The sequence below is a fragment of the Populibacterium corticicola genome (assembly GCF_042683685.1).
Taxonomy (GTDB): domain Bacteria; phylum Actinomycetota; class Actinomycetes; order Actinomycetales; family Cellulomonadaceae; genus Timonella; species Timonella corticicola.
This window is the reverse complement of the sequence record NZ_JBHUOP010000002.1, coordinates 444,619-465,559: the sequence shown is the minus strand read 5'-3', so window position 1 is coordinate 465,559 and position 20,941 is coordinate 444,619. Positions and strand designations below refer to the sequence as shown.

Sequence of the window (20,941 nt, the reverse complement as noted above, 5' to 3'; positions counted from 1 at the left end):
CAGATACACAAAGACCGCCCACCCGGTACCCGGGGTGAACGGTCTTGGCGCAGAGAGCAGGGCTAATCGAGTTTCTTCTGCCAGGCGCTTTCGATACCGCGCTTGGTGAAACCGAGGGCAACGTTGATGTTCAGCATGTACGAGTTTTCACCAGCGTTCCACGTGTGGAGGCGCGCTGCCTGAGGACGGACCTCCGGGAGCTGGCGGAGCATCGCCGCCTTGACCCACATGCCGATCCGGTGACCACGATGTCCTGCGCGGACCAGGGTCTCCTCCTGGATCACTACTTCGGGGCGGTCAGACATGTACTCCACGCGAGTGAAACCCGCCAACTCGCCCGTCTGCCTGTGTTGGGCCGCAACCGCAAGATACCCCCGGCCCATCCTTGCAATACGGTCCTCAAACTTCCGAATACGCTCCGCATCGAACACGGTCTCTTCGATCTCGAGTTCCGCAGAGGGGACATCCGTACTCATGGCCTGCTGTAGCGCCGCATGGCCATCGATGAACTCCTCGGGGCTGTGATCCTGCCACGATACGAGGCGGTAAGTGGAGTCAGCCCTCGACACGGCCTCGTGCTCCAACTCGGCTAGTTTCTCCGGATCCACCGGCAAATCCAGAACCGAATAGCGTTCAGTCTGCTCGATGCTCCAGCCAGCCTCAAGAAGTGCGCGAACCTCAGGGTCGGTCCTATCCACGGCACCGATCCCGGTAGGCGACTCCAGCCGGTGTGGGTCGCCCACCTCAGGCTCGCGGCCGTGCGCGTAGTAGGCGTTCAGAACCGTTCGCCCATGCTCCCGAGCCACCTTCTCTGCGGCTTCGAGACCGAACTCGTGAATCTCGTATTCGTTGTTCAGCGCAACAACGTCAACATAGGCGAGGTGTTTGTTGTCCTTGAGCGGCATACTGATCAGTGCGTAACCGACCACCTTCTCATCGCGCTCAATGACCAGAGGGACACGGGCCGAGTAGTCCTGCTTTTCCAGCGCGGTGGCACGGGCCTGCGGTGAATCCACAAAGTCGGTGTGCCCGAGGGTTTGTAGGGAGTCATCTGTCATCAACTGGTGCACCGCAAGCATCACGTCGTGTTCTGGGCCATTGACGGATGGGTCTGCGATGGTACGCGCTATAAGAATGCTCATGACCTCTATCCTGTGCCTGTTCACGGGCAGTCGGTCAAGTTTATTTCCCGGATACGTTGTACGGCAGCGTCTCGCACCTCCAGGTGGGGAAACCCTGTGAACTGCTGGTATCGAAACGGGGAACCAACGGCATATCGTGCGAAACTATAGGGGACACAGCCACGTTCTCCCGTTCGTACACAGCAAAGGTAGCCGATGAACCGTATCTTGATTAGGACTGCACAGGACCCACTGAAGGTATACAAACGAACCTTGTCTACCCGAAGGATGGGCGGAAACGCGGGAAACCTGCTGTATGGAAACGGTGTGGCCCGAACCCTTGCCTCAAGTGCGAATGACCTGAGGTTCGGTGCATATACGGTCTATCGGGAACCGGATCTCGTCGCTGAGGCCGCTCGTATCAACGAGAACTACGATCACTTCGTCATCCCCATGGCCAACTCCTTCCGTGCCTCATACGGGAAGCAACTGACGCAGTTCACTGAGTTGATCAAGATGCTAGACATCCCGGTCACCCTGGTTGGAGTCGGTGCGCAGGCAACAGCGGACTCGATGGACAACGAAGATTTCCGCATGTCGCGTACCGGTCGGCTGTGGACGCCGGATCAGTCCAAAGCCGACAAACACAACGCCACCGTTCGTGCCTTCTGCGAAGCCATCCTGGAACGTTCCAGCGAGATCGGTGTACGTGGTGCGTTCACGAAAGCATATCTGGAATCCGTTGGCATTCCCGCAGAGAGCGTCCGCGTCATTGGATGTCCGTCCGTGTACACCTGGGGCCCCGGCCTGCAGATCCAGAATCGCACAAGGAAACTCAATCGATTCTCCCGGGTGTCAATGAACATCGATTACCGTGTTGCGAACATTGACCGTGTGATTGCTGCCAACATGGAGGCGTACCCGCGGCTCACGTCACCGTCACAAGACGCCGCATCGGCTCGCATGATCCTCACGGGTAAGGATCAATACGACCTGGAGAAGGTCAACCTCGGTACTCCCGTCCACACTGGACACCCCATGTATGCGAAGCGTTCGGTGCTGTATTACTCCAACCCATGGGGATGGATCGAGTCGTTCAAGAACATCGACTTCACGTTTGGTGCCCGACTGCACGGCAACATCGCCTCGATTCTCGGTGGCACGCCAGCACACCTGCTCGCGCACGACTCACGCACCACCGAACTTGCGGATTTCCACGGCATCCCCTACACGCGTTACGACAAGGACGCTGCACCGGTTCTCGCCGGGGATCTGGTCGAGAAAACTGATTACACTCAGTTCAACACCCTCATGCAGGACGGATTCGATAACTTCATCGAGTTCCTGCACGCAAACAACCTGACAACCATCTATGACACGGACAGGGGTGAGGCTCCGGCATTTGATGCCGGAATCGCCGCTGGGAAGAAGATCGGCGCTGAACGACCTGCATCGCAGTCACGTTACGTGCGGTGGATTGAGCGTAAGGCGAAGATAAACTCGGGTGCCCCAAACAACTGATTGAACAACAAAGGGCTTGCCTCCGACCTCACGATTGATGAGTTGGAGGCAAGCCCTTTGTCGTATCTGTTACGAGGCGCTACCTGGTTTTTCGCTCGTCGGTGTGGAACAGCCACGTGTAGGTCGGCTGAACCAGCGGCTTGAGTATCTTTCGCACGGGCGGTGTCGCCAGAAGCGTTCCGATGAGCGCCGAGCCAGCAAGCATCGAAAGCACCTCTGCTCGCGAGTCGAGGGTGTCAAAGTAGCCGTGGTAGCCAAACTGACGGACGATCAGCGGGTGCAGCAGATAGATGTACATGGAACCGGAACCCAGATATGTTATCCACATCAGTTTCGTGCGGGGAACCAGGGCGAGCAAGGCCAGCGCACCGAGGATACCTACCGTCAAAACCATGGCGCGCATGAGCATCTCGTGGTCGAGGTCATCTCCACGGTACGGCCGTGTCATCGAGAACCAGCGCCGTTTGAGGTCGTCGACGTTGTAGACAACGTAGGTAAACCAGAACGCATAGAAAGCCACTGCGGCCACTCGTACCCACACCCGATCCAGCGTCTTGTGCAAGCCAATCTCGCGAAGCTTCCAGCCAACAAGGAAGATCGGGAGAAAGGCGACCGTACGGCTCGCGGATAGTTCAGGCCCCATCTGGGAGGCATAACCCACTAGGAGAGCTGCCACGATTGAGAGGGGGATGATCCAACGGATGCGCGAAAGAAGCGGTAGCGATAGCCGCCAGAAGAACAGGGAAAGCAGGAACCACAGCGCAAAGGAGGGGGTTCCTGGGTTGAAATCGAATTTCCCGTTGAGTGCCCATTTCTGCACGGTCTGAAGGAACTCGAAGAGCAAGTACACGAAGAGAACGTTTCTCAGCAGCACAATCCCACGTTTTGAGGTGATTGGGGCAGCACTGGAGAAATAGCCGGCCAACAGCGCGTAGAGAGGAACCCGCATGGGCCAGGTGGCGAAGAACAGATTCTTCACCAGGTCCGAGCGTTCAATCACCTCGACCGCAAAGTGCATCACCACGATCAGTACGGCCGCGATGAAACGGGCGTTGTCAGGCCATGGGTCGCGAACCTTCTCTGTCTTTGCCTGCCCATCGGTTGTATTGAGCGGCTGAGGGAGCGTCGGTTCGGCCTGGACTGATGTGTCGGGGTCCTTCAGGGCTGCTGCGGTATCCCCCGTGGAGTTGGTCGAAGTCACAGTCTTTTGCTGCTGCGGTTCACCAGGCAAAATTTCGCTCGCTTATGATCGCTCCCAACACGTGGGCTGCCGCGTTGTGGGCATCGCGTGTTGAAATTGTGTTCGGTTTGTTGGTTCTGCACGAGAATAGCAGGATCATGCGCGCTCGAACATGTGCGTTCTGGGTCGTCTGTTTCTGGGCAGTAGATGTTCACCGGTGATTCAACGCGACGTTGTGTCGTGTTTGCTGGCGTTCTATTGTGAATGGCCAGTTGTATCGAGGCCAGACGATCGGTCGCTAGAGTACGAGGCGCCGTCCTGTCCGACTAGGCGACGAGTGCCGGTTCGGCTTGGTCACCGAGACGTCGTGCGATGACCGCGCATACGACTAGTTGGATTTGGTGGAAGATCATTACCGGAAGCACGATGATGCCCACGAGGGCAGGGCCGAACAAGACTGTCGCCATGGGCACGCCTGTTGCCAGCGATTTCTTGGATCCGCACATGAGCACGACAATCTGATCCTCGCGTGAAAACCGTGCAACCTTTCCGAGGGCTGAACTGAGCCAGAGCATCGCCGCCAGCATTACGCAGGAGATACCGGCGAGTACGAGGACGTTGGGAACTGAAACCTTACTCCAGATCCCGCCGACGACACCCTGGGAGAAGGCCGAGTAGACCACAAGTACGACTGAAGCGCGGTCGGTGAATGAGGTCAGTCGCTTGTGCCGGATTACCCAGGCAGCGAGCCAGCGCCGTGCGATCTGCCCGAGGATGAAGGGCAGAAGTAACTGTAGTGCGATTTTCCCGACCGCTGCCCCGGAGAACCCGACCGTGGATCCCAAGATCAGCGCCACGAGTAGTGGCGTGAGGATAACTCCGGCGAGGTTGGAGAACGATGCTGCAACGACTGCGCCAGCGATGTTTCCCCGTGCTATCGAGACGAAGGCGATCGATGACTGCACGGTCGACGGCAACAGGGATAGGAAGACCAATCCGAGCACGAGGTCGTGTGGCAATACGGATTCGGGGATTAAGAATGTGAGCAGGCCGAGCAAAGGAAACAATACGTAGGTGCAGGCAAGCACAACGGAATGCAGCCGCCAGTTGCGCAGCGCGGCGAGAGCTTCTGTGGTTTGTAGCCGCACACCGTACAGGAAGAACAGCCAAGCAACGGCGGCGATCACCAAGATATCGAGGATCTCGGCTCCCCGACCGCGTGCGGGCAGGAACGAGGCAACGATGATTGCGCCGAGTAGCGCGATGATGAACCAGTCGATACGCCGGAACAGGCGTTGGAGCCGAGTGGGTGGGGTGTCAGGGGCGCTGGACACGTGCTGCGCTTCTCCTACGTGGTGGCTGAGGTGTACTCACTCACCTTAGTGGGTTGCTGGGATAAACCATAGGAGAAGCGGGATGGGCGACGATCCTGCCGCCTTCCAGCGCACATGGGCTCCACAGTGCGCCTGTGTGTGTTTTGCCGCGGTGTACACAGGGGTTTACACCGATCTCGGAAGGGGGCCACCGTGAGGTGATGCTGGAGGGCGACCATGTCGTCGCCAATCAGAAAGATCATGGGAACACAATGGGCCGACCCGCATGGGTCGGCCCAGAACAGATGTGTGTCAGCAGCGTTACTTCTTTCGGCCTGTGACTGCTCCCCAGATCAGGAGGACCACAAGCGAACCGATGAACGCGAAGAACCAGGTTGTCAGATCGAAGAATCCATTGTTGGAGGAACTACCAACCATGTTCGCGATCCAACCACCGACGACAGCACCGATGACTCCGACAATGAGCGACGTGACCCAGCCGCCCTCTGTGCGTCCTGGGAGAACGGAACGCGCAATTGCACCCATAATCAGACCGATGAGAATCCACGAAATGAAGCTCATGCTTAATTTTCCTCTCGAGTGAAGGCATCCTGTGACGGGATGATTGCCCTGTTGCTGGTCTTCCTATTGAGCCGGATCAAAGAGTTAGATCACCCCATTGACTTGGCACATCGGAAGGTCCCGTAATTCGAGCAAAACACAATCTGGCTTAGTCCGCCTGCGCAAGACGGGGCAGTTCACCCCAAGCGCGATGCTTCATCATCGAGTGACCGGACGGTTGTCGTGTGGGGGCGTGAGGAATTTGATGACGGCAATCCGCATGAGGGACTCGATCGGGCCGCGCTTGAACTTCACCTTCCAGAGCATTGCGAAAACGGCGGCAACGGCCACTGAGACTGACCAGTTGAGCAACTCGAACTGGCCAGTCATTGCGCTGAGGGGCTTGAACGTCAGCACGTGCGCCGTATAGATCGTGAGGGGCATCGAACCCAGAGCGGTCAGCGGATAGAACACGAACCCGAAACGTTTCGTCGCAAGCAAACACAGGGAGATGACAATCATCGCGACGCCGATGCCTCCCAGGATTTCCGCTGGAGTGCCGGAGTGAGGGTCTGCATTGAGGAACCTATCGCGCTCGTATTGGAGTTGGTCCCAGTAGGAAGGTTCGGCATATGGATCTTCGAGACCTTCTCCAGATCCGTCAAAGGATGAGCGTCCGCAACTGATGTATCCGCCAGAGGTGGAGCCTTCATTCCAAGCCTCAGCGTCACATGACATGCCAGCCAGATCGTATGCGCTGACTAGTTGGCCGTTGACTGTGAAGGTGTCCGAGCTGGCCGTTTCGGCAGGTGTCGCGTATAGCTCGATAGGGTCTTGATACTCGTACGGAGCAACTTCAACATCCCCTTTTGAGCCCTGCGAGTTGGATGGCAGGTCGGTGTTGCTCGAAGAGATGCTTATCGTCGATCCATATGCGACGAGAGCGATCACCGCACCGAAGCCACCGATTTTCAGTGCGTTGGAAAGGCTGGTGAGACTCGTCCGTCCGAGAATCATTCCCACGAGTACGAGAGATATCCATGGTAGAAGTTTGTAGTTGTCGCTCACGATCATTGAGAAGAATGGAATTGGCCACGAGTTGCTGTAGACGAGCGGGGCCGCTAGGAACGTAACGAGTGACCCGACGGTGGCAAAACCCAAGGCCCACCAGGCAAGGGTGCGACGCCGAGAGCGTAGGAAGAGTGTCGCAATCACGAAAAGCAGCGCGTATGTCGGCAGGATGACGTCGATTCCCGATCCGTAAGCGGTAAGTGCGGAACCGATTGTCAGGATGATGAGTGCACGTAAGACGAGTCTCACGCGAGCCTGAACGACTGGCTCACCGGTGAGAGGCTGGGTTCTTCCCGTCACGAGCGCTATGGACACTCCGGCCAGAACCGCGAAGAGGATTGAGGAGCGGCCATGAGTGATGGCACCAACTGATCCCCAGAAGGAAGAGCCAAACTCGTGAGAAGCGCCGAAATGTGCGGCCATCATACCGATCAAAGCGAGAGCCCGGGCTAGATCAATGCCGCGAATTCGCTGGCTGGAAGTGTCATTCACTCGATGATCATAATTCCAGGGCTTGGGTTCTCACGTCCACCGTAGGGATGACTTTGCTCAAGACATTGTGCTCGTTTGGTGCAAGGATGGAAGGGACGTGCCGGAATCTCATCCGGCACCGCACACATGGAGGAGAGACATCATGTCGCAGCCGCTATACACAACCACTGCCACCTCGTGGGGTGGACGTGATGGGCGAGTCGCAACGGATGACAGCAAACTCGATCTGGCGCTGTCTGTTCCATCGGGTCTTGGTGGAGACGACGGGCCCGGCACCAACCCGGAGCAATTGTTCGCATCTGCTTGGGCAGCCTGCTTTCATGGAGCGCTCAAGGCTGTAGCCCGCCAGGACAAGGTGGAACTGGGAGATTCCGCAGTGACGGTCACGCTGTCTATCGGCGGCGAGTTCAACTCTGGATTGAACTTCACCGCGAAGATCCAGGCGGAACTTGAGGGTGTCGATGAGGGAACCGCGCAGGACCTCATCAACAAAGCCCACGAGAAGTGCCCGTACTCGCGAGCCACCCGAGGCAATGTTGACGTCATGCTGGAGACCATTACCTCTGCGTGAGGCCTGTAACGGGAAAGGGCGGTCATCATTTGACCGCCCTTTTTTGCTGATCTACTATTTACCTAGCCTGGCTAGGTAAAAACGCACTGAGGGGTAGCGCATTGACTAAGGCAAACAAACGCGATCAGGATGCAGCACGGCACCGAAGCGAAACCGCCACAGAAGTCGGAGCAAGCGTGCCAACCTGGCTTCGAATCGGCTTACCGGCATTGCTCATCGCGATCTGGTTCGCGCTCGCAGCCTATGGCGGCCCATTGTTCGGCAGGATCGAAGAGGTCTCCGACAACGACCCGACCGCTTATCTACCATCGAGCGCTGAAGCGACCCAGGTGCAAAAGCAACTCAGCGATTTCCTGGGAGACGATGCGATTCCGGCGATCTTGCTCGTGTCATCCGATCGCGAGATCACGGAAGACGAGTTGGGGCAGGTCCAGGGACTCACCCAGATGCTGAGCAGTGAGATCTCCGGCGTGGTTGGATCCAGTCCCGCGATACCGTCCGAAGATGCGCAGGCGCTTCAGGTCTTTGTCTCTCTTGACGCAACCTCCGACATCAAGGAGTCGGTGGTAGAACTGGAGGGATTCGCCGCTGAGCACCTGCCGCCAGGCCTCGCGTATTACATCACTGGGCCTGCCGGATTCACCGCCGACCTCTCAACAGCGTTCGCGGGGATCGACGGACTGCTGTTAGGTGTTGCGCTCGCTGCCGTCCTGGTCATTTTGCTGGTGGTGTACCGCTCGCCGATCCTGCCGTTTGCCGTGCTGTTCACAAGTCTTTTCGCATTGTGTGGAGCCCTCGCAGCGGTCTTCACGCTTGCTCAAAACGGTGTGATCATGCTCAATGGGCAAACCCAGGGCATCCTGTTCATTCTGGTCATTGGCGCCGCAACGGACTATGGCCTGTTGTACGTCTCACGCTACCGCGAGGAACTCAGGCGTCATCCAGGTAAGTGGGATGCCACGAAAGCCGCGATCAAGGGTTCGTTCGAGCCGATCCTTGCCTCCGGCGGAACTGTGATCGCTGGGTTGTTGTGCTTGCTTCTGTCCCAACTCCAGTCCAACCGTGACTTGGGCCCGATTGCGGCTATCGGAATTGTGTTCGCGATGCTGGCGGCATTCACTCTGCTTCCCGCATTGCTTCTTCTCTGTGGACGTGCGGCCTATTGGCCGCGCAGGCCACACTTCAATTCTGAGCTTGGCGCAGATGAAGAGGTGCCAAGCAAGGGAATGTGGGCCAAGCTGCCGTCTCTCATCTCCCGTAGGCCACGCACCATGTGGCTCAGCACAACTGTCATCCTTGCGCTCGCCTGCCTTGGCCTGATCGGGCTGAAGGCGGATGGCGTGGCCCAGAGCGAACTCGTGCTCGGTACCTCCCAAGCACGTGATGGACAGGTTGAACTGGCCAAGCACTTCCCAGGAGGCTCCGGTAGCCCTGCCTATGTCATTGCACCGGAGAGCAAGCTCGATGAGGTCGGCCAGGAACTCCTCACGCATGAAGGAGTTGCTTCCGTTGCGCTCACAGCCCGCGATGCGGCTGCGGGGAGCGTCGGATACACGGCTGATGGGTTGACCTCATTTGGCCAAGAGGAAGCCGAACCCACAGTTGCTCAAGGAAACGTCCTGTTCCAGGTGACTCTGGCTGATGCGTTCGATTCCGAGGCGGCACAGTCCACCGTAATGGAGTTGCGCAACAGCTTCGGGTCGGATGTGCTCGTGGGTGGCACCACCGCGACCAACATCGACTCCAACGATGCTTCTCTCAAGGACCGGGCCTTGATCATCCCGATCATTCTCTCGGTGATCATCGTGATCCTTGGGTTGCTTCTACGCTCGATTGTCGCGCCGCTCTTACTGATCGCGACCACCGTGCTCTCGTTCGGCAGCGCGCTCGGCGTCTCTGCCCTCGTGTTCAACGAGATTCTGGGATTCCCCGGCGCAGATCCTGCGGTCCCCTTGTTTGCGTTCGTGTTCCTCGTCGCCTTGGGCATCGACTACAACATCTTCCTCATGACTCGAGTGCGCGAGGAGTCCTTGCATCACGGTACCCATCAGGGAATCAGTCGTGGCCTTGCGATTACCGGTGGCGTGATCACGTCCGCCGGGCTGGTGCTTGCCGCCACCTTTGCCGCGCTCGCCGTGATTCCTATTCTCTTCCTGGTCCAACTCGCATTCATCGTTGCCTTTGGAGTCCTGCTCGATACGTTCGTGGTGCGCACGATCCTGGTCCCGGCCCTTGGGTACGACATCGGACGTAAGATCTGGTGGCCGTCCGCACTCGCTCAGGGCAAGGAGTGAGTGGGCAATGAGAATGTGGACCTTGGAGCCATGCCTCCTGGATCGACAGGGGCTCATCGCGGCTTGGAGGGAATCCCTATTGGCGCAGGCTGTTCTGGCCGGAAAGACAAAAGGGTACACAAATCATCCGCAGTTGGTGCGCTTCAAGCGCGCCTCAGATCCCGTTGGTTTCGTGAGCGCCTACCTGCATGTGCTTGCCGACGAGGCGGACAGTCGATCCTACAGGTTCGACAGGTCGCGGGTGACATCCGAGGAAAGCGAAGCCCGCAAGGTCCTGGAATCAGAGCCAAAGATCTCGGTAACCCGTGGACAGATCGAATTTGAGTTTCAGCACCTGCTCCGCAAACTGGCTGTTCGTAATCCGGAACTGGTGGATGAGGTCAAGGAACGCTACGACTCGCTAAGATTGGACCCGGGCTTCCCACTGGAAACGGTGGTGCACCCCTTGTTCGTGGTCGTACCAGGAGGCGTTGAATCGTGGGAGAGAACGTAACACCCCCGCCATATTGGTATGACCAACAGTCGGCTGAACGCCGTGTTCTTGAGGCTGTTCGTCGATTCCGGCGCTCAGACAATGCGATGCGCGATCGAGCCGCTGGCGACATGGCCATGGGTAAGAACGACATGCGCGCTCTGCAGATTGTCATCGCGTGTTGGCGTAGGGTAGAGCCCTGCACCCCGCAGCACATCGCGCGTGAACTCAACATAACGACCGCCTCCACCGCGAAACTTCTCAACCGGCTCACCGCTTCCGGCCATTTACGCCGCGTACCCAATGCCGCTGATGGCCGGTCCACCTTGATTGAGGCCACCGAGCATGCCCATGTGGAGGTTCGTGAGCGCATGGCCGCGATGCATGCCCGTATGCGCGAGGTTGTGGCCAAGTACTCCACGGAGGAACTTACCGCAGTGATTGGTTTCCTTGACGATCTCTCCGATGTCTTTGACACGTCTGAGTCGTTTGCCGCGCTGAAACCTTACGCAGACTAAGGGAGCCTTATCTCGGTGAGCCCGTGAGTTCCACTGAGATTGAACACCACGAGCTGAAACCGCAGACAAAGGCCTAAAATCCTAGGTTTCACAGGGAACTTCGAGTTACTATTTACTGCGCTCACAGTGGTGACGCATACTCTACGGCACCTGAGTGAGACCCCATGCGTAAACTCCTTGCAGCCTTCCTTGTCGCTGCGCTCTCCTTGCTGTCCTTCACCGCCCCTGCCCAAGCGGATGAAGGTTCTTATCCTGAAGAACTGATCGGTGAGATCGTAGTTGCCGGTAAAGCGCCTAATGATCCTCAATATGTGCTTACAGGTAGCACATTGACTTTTGACCTTGATGTCGAGTTTGAACCTGATGATGAACTTGAGTGTTCATGGTTCCTTGCACGTGATGAGGATTTCATTGAACTGCACTCGTGTCTCGAACCCCTGGTCCTCGACAAGACCATGGTCGGTGGCATCGTCTTTGTTGATGGACTGCTCACCAATCCTCAGTATGAGGATGTGCTTGTCTACGGGGAGATGTTTCAAGAGGTGAGGTTGCCTGCTGACTCGATCAAACTGGATATCCGCGTTCCTCAACAGCTCCGCGTTGATGAATTAGGTTCGTATGAGATTAAGGCATCTGTAACGGGTGGAAAGCCTGCATTAGTGAACCAGGAATACTCGGTAGTTATTGAGAGCAATGACGAGTGGGTTGGACACTACGCGACAGGGAGGTTCACGCACACCCCTTCAGAGGATGAAATCGGGGTTGAGCAGTTCTTGGATATCGAGGTCTACTCAGACAACTACGACCTCGTAACTTACCGTAAGAGTCTTGGAATGGTTCTTGGAATAAATCTGGGAGTAACTACGAATCCAGTACTGCGGGAAGCATTCGATCGCATATACATGTATGTGCGCCCCGCTTTTGGTGATATTGATGCGTGTTGGCAATATTCTTGTAAGTTCGAATGGCTGTTTGAGGGTAAGAGGATTTCGGTAGATGATGATCTGGAGGAACTTCCAATCCAAGATGAGTGGCGTGGAAAGGAAATTCAATTAAGAGTTATAGTATCTGTAAAGGGAAGCCAAAACATCATTCTATTAAGCCCGTCCTTCATTGTTCCGAAATTAGGGATTGGCTACACGGGAACCCCAAAGATATCGGGGAAGTCACAAGTTGGATCGACAATCAAGGCGGACGGATTCTCCCCTAGAATTCCCGGTGTAGTTGTTGAATATCAATGGTATACGGAAGCTGCATCGTCATCCGGAGAAGTTCGTATAGACGGTGCGAAGAGCGCAAATTTAAAGCTATCTCCTGAATTTGGCGGCCAATACATCTCTGTGAGAGCAATAATCCATCACGACGATTACGCGAGCACCTGGGTGTGGTTTGACTACGTTTATGTGGATTACGCCGATATGAATATTAAAAAGAGGCCAAAGATTTCTGGGAAGCCTGTTGTTGGCGAATATGCAAAACATTTACCTGCTGAATGGCTATTGCAAGAGAACGTCAAGCCTGACGTGACCTATCAATGGTTTGTCAATGAACATCCCCTTAACCCTCGAGGGCCTTTGTTACTAACCGCAGATATGGTGGGTAAGCGATTGACGATCAAAGGCTATGCAATCGCAGCAGGCCATAGATATTCAACGGTAGAGTCTAAATCGGTAACGATTGGGAAGTCCACGGCGAGTGTGAAAGCGAAGCTCTCGAAGAAGAGCATCAAGGCGGACGGGTCTAGCAGGCTTACTGTCACAGTGAAAACCCCGGGCGTGCCCAAACCAACGGGCAAAGTCACTGTCAAGGTTGGCAAGAAGACTTACAAGGCAACGCTGAAGGCTTCGCACAAGGGCAAAGTGAGTCTGGCACTCAAAGGGCTGAAGGCCGGTAAGGGCCAAGCGGTGAAGGTGAAGTTCACACCGACTGGTAAGACTGCGAAGGCTGTCAAGAGTTCGAAGAACACGACGGTTGCCAAGATTACGGTGAAGAAGATTTCCAAGACGGTTGCTAGGTAAGTGTGAGGCTCGTTTTTGTCCGGCGAGCCACTGTTCTCACCCAACTGACTGACGACGAGGCGGCAGGTTCCAGCGTGAATCTGCCGCCTCGTCGTCAATCTGGAAGATCCGGCTGGCAACCGCCGTCAAGGCGGTGTAGTCGCCGCAGGTGTGCAGCAAAGCAGCAGGCCAGGGTCTGCTCTTCAAGCATCTAGAAGAAATCTGGCAGCCTCGGGAATAAAGCCACCACCTACAAAGTTGAGCGACATAGACTCAAGTTTGAGAAATCGACTTGCAAAGCGTGAGCCGGAGGAGCAAACTTGAGTGTGGAAGACTCAATGTTTAATGAGTGACGGCCTAGAACTTACGCAGCCGACCGATCCCCGCGACAAGCAGAGGATCGCGGAAGGTTGGCGCGAGGGCTAGCAAATCAAACCGTCGCTCACGGAAAGGAAGGCACACTATGTCACGTGCAGTAGGTATTGACCTCGGTACCACCAACTCCTGTGTTGCAGTACTCGAAGGTGGCGAGCCAACGGTTATCGCCAACGCGGAAGGTATGCGCACGACCCCATCGGTGGTCGCATTCTCCAAGACCGGCGAGGTCCTCGTCGGTGAAATCGCAAAGCGTCAGGCAGTGACCAACGTTGACCGCACCATTGCATCGGTGAAGCGTCACATCGGAACCGACTGGTCGCAGGAAATCGACGACAAGCAGTACACCCCACAGGAAATCTCCGCTCGTATCTTGGGCAAGCTAAAGCGCGATGCTGAAGAGTACCTGGGTGAGGCAGTGACCGACGCAGTGATCACCGTTCCTGCGTACTTCAACGACGCTGAGCGCCAGGCGACCAAGGACGCAGGTCAGATCGCTGGCCTGAACGTTCTGCGTATCGTCAACGAGCCAACCGCAGCAGCACTCGCGTACGGTCTGGAAAAGGGCAAGGAAGACGAACTCATCCTCGTGTTCGACCTCGGTGGTGGAACGTTCGACGTTTCGCTCCTTGAGGTTGGCAAGGACGAGGATGACTTCTCCACCATCCAGGTTCGCGCAACCTCCGGTGACAACCGCCTCGGTGGTGACGACTGGGACAACGCAATCGTCGAATGGCTGATCGGTGAGGTCAAGAAGTCGGACGGCGTTGACCTGTCCAAGGACAAGATCGCCCTCCAGCGTCTGCGTGAGGCTGCGGAGCAGGCCAAGAAGGAGCTGTCCTCGGCTACCTCGACCAACATCAACATGCAGTACCTGTCGATGACCGAGAACGGCCCAATCCACTTGGACACCCGCCTCACCCGCGCACAGTTCGAGCAGATGACCGCTGACCTCCTCAAGCGCACGGAAGCTCCATTCCACGCTGTCATCCGTGACGCAGGTATCTCGGTAAACGACATCGACCACATCGTTCTCGTTGGTGGTTCGACCCGTATGCCAGCAGTCACCGAGAAGGTTAAGGAACTGACCGGCGGCAAGGAGCCCAACAAGGGCGTAAACCCTGACGAGGTCGTTGCAGTTGGTGCAGCATTCCAGGCCGGCGTCCTCAAGGGTGAGCGTAAGGACGTTCTCCTGATCGACGTCACCCCACTGTCCCTCGGTATTGAAACCAAGGGTGGTGTGATGACCAAGCTCATCGAGCGCAACACGGCTATCCCAACGAAGCGTTCCGAGATCTTCTCGACCGCTGAGGACAACCAGCCAAGCGTTCTCATCCAGGTGTTCCAGGGTGAGCGTGAGTTCGCTCGCGACAACAAGCCACTGGGTACCTTCGAGTTGACCGGTATCGCCCCAGCACCACGCGGCATGCCACAGGTTGAGGTCACCTTCGACATCGATGCCAACGGTATCGTCCACGTGTCCGCCAAGGACAAGGGCACCGGCAAGGAACAGTCGATGACCATCACCGGTGGTTCCTCCCTGCCAAAGGAAGACATCGACCGCATGGTCCGCGAGGCTGAAGAGCACGCTGCCGAGGACAAGAAGCGCCGTGAGGACGCTGACACTCGCAACCAGGCTGAGTCGTTCGCGTACTCGATCGAGAAGCTCCTCAAGGACAACGAGGACAAGATCTCGGCTGAGGTCAAGAACGAGGTCCAAGAAGCACTCGACGCCTCCAAGAAGGCTCTCGAGGGCGACGACATCGAGGAGATCAAGGCCAAGAACGAGACCCTGTCGACCGTCTCCCAGAAGATCGGCGAGGCACTCTACGCTCAGGAGCAGGCAGCGGCGGCAGGCGAACAGCCTGCACAGGACGCTGAGGCGAATGATGAGGACGTTGTCGACGCAGAGATCGTAGACGAGGAAGACAACAAGTGAGTAACGAGAACCAGCACGCCGAGGGCGCAGGTCCAGAGCAGCCGGACTCGATCGATCACCTCGACTTCGAGCCAGAGGCCGTACAGGAGGAGGCGCCGCAGGAACTGTCCGAACTGGAACAGGCTCAGGCGGAGGCAGCCTCCCACCTCGAGGATCTTCAGCGCCTGAACGCTGAGTACGTCAACTTCTCCAAGCGTGCCAAGCGTGAGCAGGAGGCCGCTCGTGGGCGTGGTGTCGAGGATGTTCTGTCCGCGCTGCTCCCCGTGCTCGATGACATCTCACGCGCGAAGCAGGCCGGTGAGCTGACCGGCCCGTTCGAGGCAATCTCCGAGAAGTTGAACCAGGTTCTGTCGAAGTATGGTGTTGAGACGTTTGGTGAAGTCGGCGAGGAATTCGATCCGACCATCCACGAGGCCCTCTTCCACCAGACCTCGGCGGACGCCACCTCAACGACCGTGACCGCTCTCATCGAGATCGGCTACAAGATCGGCGACCGCGTGGTTCGCGCCGCACGCGTCGCCGTGACCGGTCCACAAGACTGATCGACTCATTCTGATTGGCGCGCGCTGCCCCTTTTTAGGGGCGGTGCGCGCCTGTCTTAAAGGCACAGATTTCCGACGAGCCCCTGGCCTCCCGGTACCCCTCACCATGGGTGGTGCGTAGGTCAGTTGGACTGGTGTCCAGCCTTGAGGCTGGGAGCACAGACCGTAAGTGGCGCTGGGACTTGGGGCTCGTCGGCAAGCAAACAAACACGTACAGTGACAACATCTATTTCTAGGAGGCACCTTGACAGGTCAAGACTGGCTGGAAAAGGACTTCTACGCCACCCTCGGTGTCTCGAAAACAGCAGACGATGCCGAGATCAAGAAGGCGTACCGCAAACTCGCACGCAAGTACCACCCGGACCAGAACCAGGGTGACGAGAAGGCGGAGGCGAAGTTCAAGGAAATCGGAGAGGCCTACGCGGTTCTCTCAGACAAACAGCAACGCGATCAGTACGACGCGATCCGATCCATGGGATCGGGGCCCCGCTTCACCAGTGGTACGGGTGGCGGATTTGAGGATCTGTTCGGTGGCGGTTTCAGCGGCGGTCGGGCGAGCGGCGGTGGTTTCGAAGACATTCTGAACCAGATGTTTGGCGGTGGAGGTTCCGCAGGCTTCGGTGGTCAGCAGGGCTTCGGTGGCACCGGTTTCCGACCGAACCCACCCTCCGCGGGAGCAGACATCGCCGCATCGACCACCCTGCCGTTCCGTAATGCAGTGAGTGGTACGGAGATCACCTTGAACTTGGAAGGGCGCACCGTGAAGGCGCGTGTCCCAGCCGGGGTGAAGGATGGCCAGAAGATTCGTATCCCAGGTAAGGGGCGTCCGGGAACAAACGGCGGTCCAGCGGGGAATCTGGTGCTGACCGTCTCTGTCGCACCGCACCCGGTGTTCTCGATCGATGGGAACAACCTGCGAATGACCCTACCCGTCACCTTTGACGAGGCCGCTCTGGGCGCGCAGGTTGAGGTGCCCACATTCACGGGGGAGGCCGTCAAGGTCAAGGTTGCACCTGGCACCCCAAGCGGTAAGGTCCTACGTATCAAAGGGCGCGGTGTGAAGACCGCTAAGGCAACGGGTGATCTACTGGTCACAGTGAACGTGGTTGTGCCGCAGAACCTCAACAAGGCCGCGAAGCAGGCTGTTGAGGCATTCCGTGAGGCCACTGGCGGAACGGACGTGCGCGCTGACCTGAAAACCTCGGCGAAGGAGTGATGACCGATGCGAGTTCGGATTGTATTTGATGAGAACGTGCGGGACGACGAGCCCATTTACGTGATCTCGAAGGCCGCCGAACTCGCAGGCATGCACCCCCAGACCCTGCGACAGTACGACCGTTTGGGTCTGGTTTCCCCACGCCGCACGTCAGGACGGGGGCGACGCTACTCCAAACGGGATGTTGCGCAGTTGGTTGAGATTCAGCGCCTCTCACATGATGAGGGCATCAACCTTGCGGGAATCAAGAGGATCCTAGACTTGGAGAATCAGGTTCGAGCGCTTGAAGCCCGTGTGGAGTTGCTTGCCGCCCAGGCCAATCCCGGTTCCCGCGTTTTCACGGCTGGGACGGAGGGCGATGTGGTCTCTGAGCGCCGTAAGGCTCTCTTTGCACGCCGGGCACGGAAACAACGTGGAACTGGAATGCGTAACCCGTTTGCGCCGCTACAGTTGACTGCCAGAGTCGAGGAGATTGATCCCGCGGCTGGCCGATCCTCTGGTGAGGTCGGCGGTGGTCGAGTTGTCGGCGCGGAGTTGATCGAGGTGAAGCAGTCAGACGGTCGGCTCTCATCTGGCCGCGCGCTGATCGTGTGGACTCCCGACGAATGAGACGCGAGAACCCTAGAATTAGAAAATGCGAATGTCACGTAATTTGTTTTACGTGACATTCGCATTATCTATATGACGCTGAGGGCATTCACGTATGCAGGTCTAGGTCTTGTTCGATAAGAAATTTTGTGAAGATTATTACCCACATCATGAGATGAAGTGGATCAATGGGTGATACATTGCTTCTTTTATATGTTCTCATCTGTGTGAACATATTTCCTCAATAAAGTCACTTTCGAGTTTCTTATGTGCATTCCGAGACAGTTAGTAAGTACTAACTGTCTAGCGGGTGCAGTTTTCCTCTTTATATTGTGGAGTTAATTGAACTGTACTTCACACCTTGGAGGGGCCATGACTTTGAACCACGATCTCGCGCACGTTACCGAGTGCAACGTCACCGGTTGCGGATACAACCACGATGGATGTCACGCATCTGCAATCACCATCGGTGGTGTTGGTGACCAAGCATCCTGTGCAACCTTTATCCCACTCAATGCGAAGGGTGGTTTGGATCGGGTCGTCACGACCGTTGGTGCTTGCCAACGCGGTGACTGCGTCCACAACGAGTCTCTTGAATGCGCAGCCGACAGTATTCGTGTTGGCGCGGCTGCAGCCTCCGCAACTGCGGGTTGCCTGACCTTCGAGCACCGCTGACACGTAGGTCGACGTAGCCCGGTCCCGCCTGGTTGAACAGTAGGCGTTGCGGGCCCTTCCTCTCTCAGGAAGGGCCCGTAGCGCTTTTTCTTCGTCAGAGAGCGGAGCATCTGGCAAGGGGAGTTATCTCCCGTCTTTTCTTCCTATGGGCCAAGTGCCCAATGCGGGATAAGTTCGTCACTGACTCCTGAGACCGTTCCCAGTTTTGGTACCGGTAACTGTTCTTGGGCGGTTGAACTGCCTTCATGCCGTTTCAGTGTGAAGGAACCGAACATAGGAAGGATGACGTTTTCATGGGACGTCATGACGCTGGTCGCATTGCGCGATCACTCAAGAGATGGGGTGCGGCGGTAACCGCAGCCGCACTCATCACGATGACGGCGGTTGTGGGAGGCTCAATCCCCGCACAGGCCTCCTCGATCGACACAAACAGTTGGTACGTTCTGCAAAACCGACAGAGTGGAAAAGTCCTCGAAGTGGGAGGCTGGTCCACAACTGACGGTGGTTCACTGCAGCAGTACAGTCGAAACGATGGTGCGTGGCAGCAGTGGCGTTTCCGAACCGCTGCCAATGGTGCGTACCTGCTTGAGAACCGACACTCCGGCAAGGTCATAGATCTATGGGAGTGGAGTCTCGTAGAAAACGCTCCATTCAAGCAGTTCACCGCACATGGGGGAGCGAATCAACAGTTCACCGTCATCGACAAGAACACCGGTTTCATCCGCTTTGTGAACGCTCACTCTGGAAAGGCGCTCACAGTTCTCGAACGTTCAAAGGATGATTTTGCGCCCATCACCAGTTACACGGATCTCAACCAATACAATCAGCAATGGCAACTGATCAACGTGGGTTCAGGAACTGGAGGGACCACACCGGCTCCGATCAGCCCTACTGCCCCATGGCCAAATGCTACGAGCACGACCAAAGTGAACTCAACCATCAAGGTGGAGTCCTCCTTTGACGGAAAGCTAGGACGTTACTACGGTATCGCCGCAGGCGACCAGGATGAGAACCAGCCGCCGATGTTTGAACTCGAAGACGGTGCCGTGATCAGGAATGTGATCATTGGAGACGGCGCGGGCGATGGTATCCACTGCAAGGGAACCTGCCTCATCGAGAATGTGTGGTGGGAAAACGTCGGCGAAGATGCTGCGACGCAGAAGGGCAAGATCTCTTCGCAGGTCATGACGGTCAATGGCGGCGGAGCACGCAGCGCAGAGGACAAGGTGTTCCAACACAACGGCCCGGGTAAGTTCATCATCAAGAACTTCCAGGTTGAGGACTTTGGAAAGCTCTATCGTTCCTGTGGAAACTGTTCGACGCAGTATGCACGTTCGGTTGAGATCGACAATGTGGTTGCAACTGGACCTGCCCTGTCCATCGCGGGAATCAACTCGAACCTAGGCGATACCGCTAAGATCCGAAACGTTACTATCGTCGGCGATACGTCGCGCAAGATCGCTATCTGCGAGGAGTATCAGGGCGTTACCAAGGGCGAGCCAAAGAAGATCACCTCGGGTCCATCTGCCGCCTGCAATTACAGTTCCTCCGACATCACGTACGTTTCAAAGTGACGACATGACTGCCAGAACAACTGATTTGGCGCTCTAGCCGTCAGGTTGGAGTGGAAAAACACAGTGGGTGGTCACCGACAGGCGACCACCCACTGTGTTTACGCCATTCAGCGGTGATATGAACGAGGAGCCGGAGGGATCACGTCGATCTGCTCCGTCAACTCGAACTTGTAGCCTGCGCCTCGGACCGTGATGATGTGGTTCTCAAGTCCGAGTTTCTCGCGCAAACGTCGAATATGTACGTCGATAGTGCGGGAATCGGTGTGAACGGCAGTGCGCCACACGGAACTGAACAGTTCATCACGGGAGATGATACGTCCAGGCGAGTTCACAAGGTGCGCGAGAAGTTCGAACTCCTTGTAGGTCAGGCGTTGAATCTCATCGTCTGCGATAACCCGTCGGTTGTGCAGGTCGATGATGACGCGGGGGCTGAAAACGAAGTCGAAGTTGGGGATCGAGTTAGACACCGGCGCTTCAAGGACCTCAACGTGAGACGAAGGGTAGAGGTCGCGGTGGGTGTTTGAACTGCTGCGACGCTCTGTGATGGGTGCTCGATAACGGTGCGCACCGTGAGCGTCTGGGCTCGGGACGCGGCGTTCATGCTTCGTCTGTTCAGGGTCGCCCAATGCCAGCGTCGTGTGAGTTTCCGCGCTTGGAAGAAGTTCGCGTGCGAGTTCTCCCAGAGCCTCGGCGATCTCAATGATTTGTGCTGGTGTTGTGTGTGCTGCGGCAGTGGTGTCAGATTCATGTGGGTTGAGACCAACCCACAGATAGAAACCGTGCTGGTTGTTTACTGCCTGCGGAAGTTCGTGCGTAGGGGCGGACATGCGCTCTCCAAGTAGGAAGTGGCCCCTCATTGCCTAGGGGCCTGTGGTTGTCGAAAAGTGAATGGAACTGAAATTGCTGGTTTGGTGCAGAAAT

17 protein-coding genes and 1 pseudogene are annotated in these 20,941 nt (G+C 56.8%); 12 read left to right on the top strand and 6 right to left on the bottom strand.

Going from position 1 to position 20,941, the window contains the following annotated elements:
• Positions 1-62: 62 nt before the first annotated feature.
• Positions 63-1,142 carry a GNAT family N-acetyltransferase gene (locus tag ACFSYH_RS05765; protein ID WP_377465722.1) on the bottom strand — a complete coding sequence of 360 codons (1,080 nt, stop codon included), beginning with the start codon at positions 1,140-1,142 and terminating at the stop codon, positions 63-65.
• 252 nt (positions 1,143-1,394) lie between these two features.
• Between ACFSYH_RS05765 and ACFSYH_RS05760 the strand changes: the two genes are divergently transcribed.
• A complete protein-coding gene (locus tag ACFSYH_RS05760; protein ID WP_377465721.1) occupies positions 1,395-2,642 on the top strand; it encodes a polysaccharide pyruvyl transferase family protein in 1,248 nt (415 codons plus the stop codon).
• 79 nt (positions 2,643-2,721) lie between these two features.
• Here ACFSYH_RS05760 and ACFSYH_RS05755 read toward each other — a convergent pair whose 3' ends face one another.
• From ACFSYH_RS05755 to ACFSYH_RS05740, 4 genes are all read right to left on the bottom strand, one after another.
• Positions 2,722-3,843 carry an acyltransferase family protein gene (locus ACFSYH_RS05755; protein WP_377465720.1) on the bottom strand — a complete coding sequence of 374 codons (1,122 nt, stop codon included), beginning with the start codon at positions 3,841-3,843 and terminating at the stop codon, positions 2,722-2,724.
• Between the two features lie 305 nt (positions 3,844-4,148).
• Positions 4,149-5,156: a bile acid:sodium symporter family protein gene (locus ACFSYH_RS05750; RefSeq protein WP_377465719.1), complete on the bottom strand. Its 1,008-nt coding sequence runs from the start codon at positions 5,154-5,156 to the stop codon at positions 4,149-4,151.
• A gap of 300 nt (positions 5,157-5,456) precedes the next feature.
• Positions 5,457-5,717 (bottom strand): GlsB/YeaQ/YmgE family stress response membrane protein, encoded by a 261-nt coding sequence (locus tag ACFSYH_RS05745; RefSeq protein ID WP_377465718.1) that lies wholly within the window; start codon positions 5,715-5,717, stop codon positions 5,457-5,459.
• A 198-nt stretch (positions 5,718-5,915) separates the two neighbouring features.
• On the bottom strand, positions 5,916-7,259 hold the full coding sequence (locus tag ACFSYH_RS05740; RefSeq protein WP_377465717.1) for a heparan-alpha-glucosaminide N-acetyltransferase domain-containing protein: 1,344 nt from the start codon (positions 7,257-7,259) through the stop codon (positions 5,916-5,918).
• Between the two features lie 142 nt (positions 7,260-7,401).
• Here ACFSYH_RS05740 and ACFSYH_RS05735 point away from each other — a divergent pair, with 142 nt between their 5' ends.
• The 11 genes and pseudogenes from ACFSYH_RS05735 (at position 7,402) to ACFSYH_RS05685 (ending at position 20,020) form a co-directional block, all read left to right on the top strand.
• Positions 7,402-7,830 (top strand): organic hydroperoxide resistance protein, encoded by a 429-nt coding sequence (locus ACFSYH_RS05735; RefSeq protein ID WP_377465715.1) that lies wholly within the window; start codon positions 7,402-7,404, stop codon positions 7,828-7,830.
• A 101-nt stretch (positions 7,831-7,931) separates the two neighbouring features.
• A complete protein-coding gene (locus ACFSYH_RS05730) occupies positions 7,932-10,124 on the top strand; it encodes an MMPL family transporter (protein WP_377465713.1) in 2,193 nt (730 codons plus the stop codon).
• Between the two features lie 7 nt (positions 10,125-10,131).
• Positions 10,132-10,617: a pyrimidine dimer DNA glycosylase/endonuclease V gene (locus tag ACFSYH_RS05725; RefSeq protein ID WP_377465712.1), complete on the top strand. Its 486-nt coding sequence runs from the start codon at positions 10,132-10,134 to the stop codon at positions 10,615-10,617.
• Positions 10,602-11,114: a MarR family winged helix-turn-helix transcriptional regulator gene (locus tag ACFSYH_RS05720; protein ID WP_377465711.1), complete on the top strand. Its 513-nt coding sequence runs from the start codon at positions 10,602-10,604 to the stop codon at positions 11,112-11,114. Before ACFSYH_RS05725 ends, ACFSYH_RS05720 begins: the two co-directional genes overlap by 16 nt.
• 164 nt (positions 11,115-11,278) lie before the next feature.
• On the top strand, positions 11,279-13,132 hold the full coding sequence (locus ACFSYH_RS05715) for an Ig-like domain-containing protein (protein ID WP_377465710.1): 1,854 nt from the start codon (positions 11,279-11,281) through the stop codon (positions 13,130-13,132).
• A gap of 442 nt (positions 13,133-13,574) precedes the next feature.
• A complete protein-coding gene (gene dnaK, locus ACFSYH_RS05710; protein WP_377465709.1) occupies positions 13,575-15,425 on the top strand; it encodes a molecular chaperone DnaK in 1,851 nt (616 codons plus the stop codon).
• Positions 15,422-15,967, top strand: coding sequence for a nucleotide exchange factor GrpE (gene grpE / locus ACFSYH_RS05705; RefSeq protein WP_377465708.1), 546 nt, complete (start codon positions 15,422-15,424; stop codon positions 15,965-15,967). Before dnaK ends, grpE begins: the two co-directional genes overlap by 4 nt.
• 244 nt (positions 15,968-16,211) lie before the next feature.
• Positions 16,212-17,183 carry a DnaJ C-terminal domain-containing protein gene (locus ACFSYH_RS05700; protein WP_377465706.1) on the top strand — a complete coding sequence of 324 codons (972 nt, stop codon included), beginning with the start codon at positions 16,212-16,214 and terminating at the stop codon, positions 17,181-17,183.
• A gap of 6 nt (positions 17,184-17,189) precedes the next feature.
• Positions 17,190-17,594, top strand: a pseudogene (locus ACFSYH_RS05695) (heat shock protein transcriptional repressor HspR); the annotation flags it as partial.
• A gap of 549 nt (positions 17,595-18,143) precedes the next feature.
• Positions 18,144-18,446 carry a DUF1540 domain-containing protein gene (locus ACFSYH_RS05690; RefSeq protein WP_377465705.1) on the top strand — a complete coding sequence of 101 codons (303 nt, stop codon included), beginning with the start codon at positions 18,144-18,146 and terminating at the stop codon, positions 18,444-18,446.
• Positions 18,447-18,739: 293 nt separating this feature from the next.
• Complete coding sequence (locus tag ACFSYH_RS05685) at positions 18,740-20,020, top strand: pectate lyase (RefSeq protein ID WP_377465704.1); 1,281 nt, start codon at positions 18,740-18,742, stop codon at positions 20,018-20,020.
• A gap of 107 nt (positions 20,021-20,127) precedes the next feature.
• Here ACFSYH_RS05685 and ACFSYH_RS05680 read toward each other — a convergent pair whose 3' ends face one another.
• Positions 20,128-20,847, bottom strand: a complete 720-nt coding sequence (locus tag ACFSYH_RS05680; protein WP_377465703.1) for a winged helix-turn-helix domain-containing protein — start codon at positions 20,845-20,847, stop codon at positions 20,128-20,130.
• Positions 20,848-20,941: the final 94 nt, after the last annotated feature.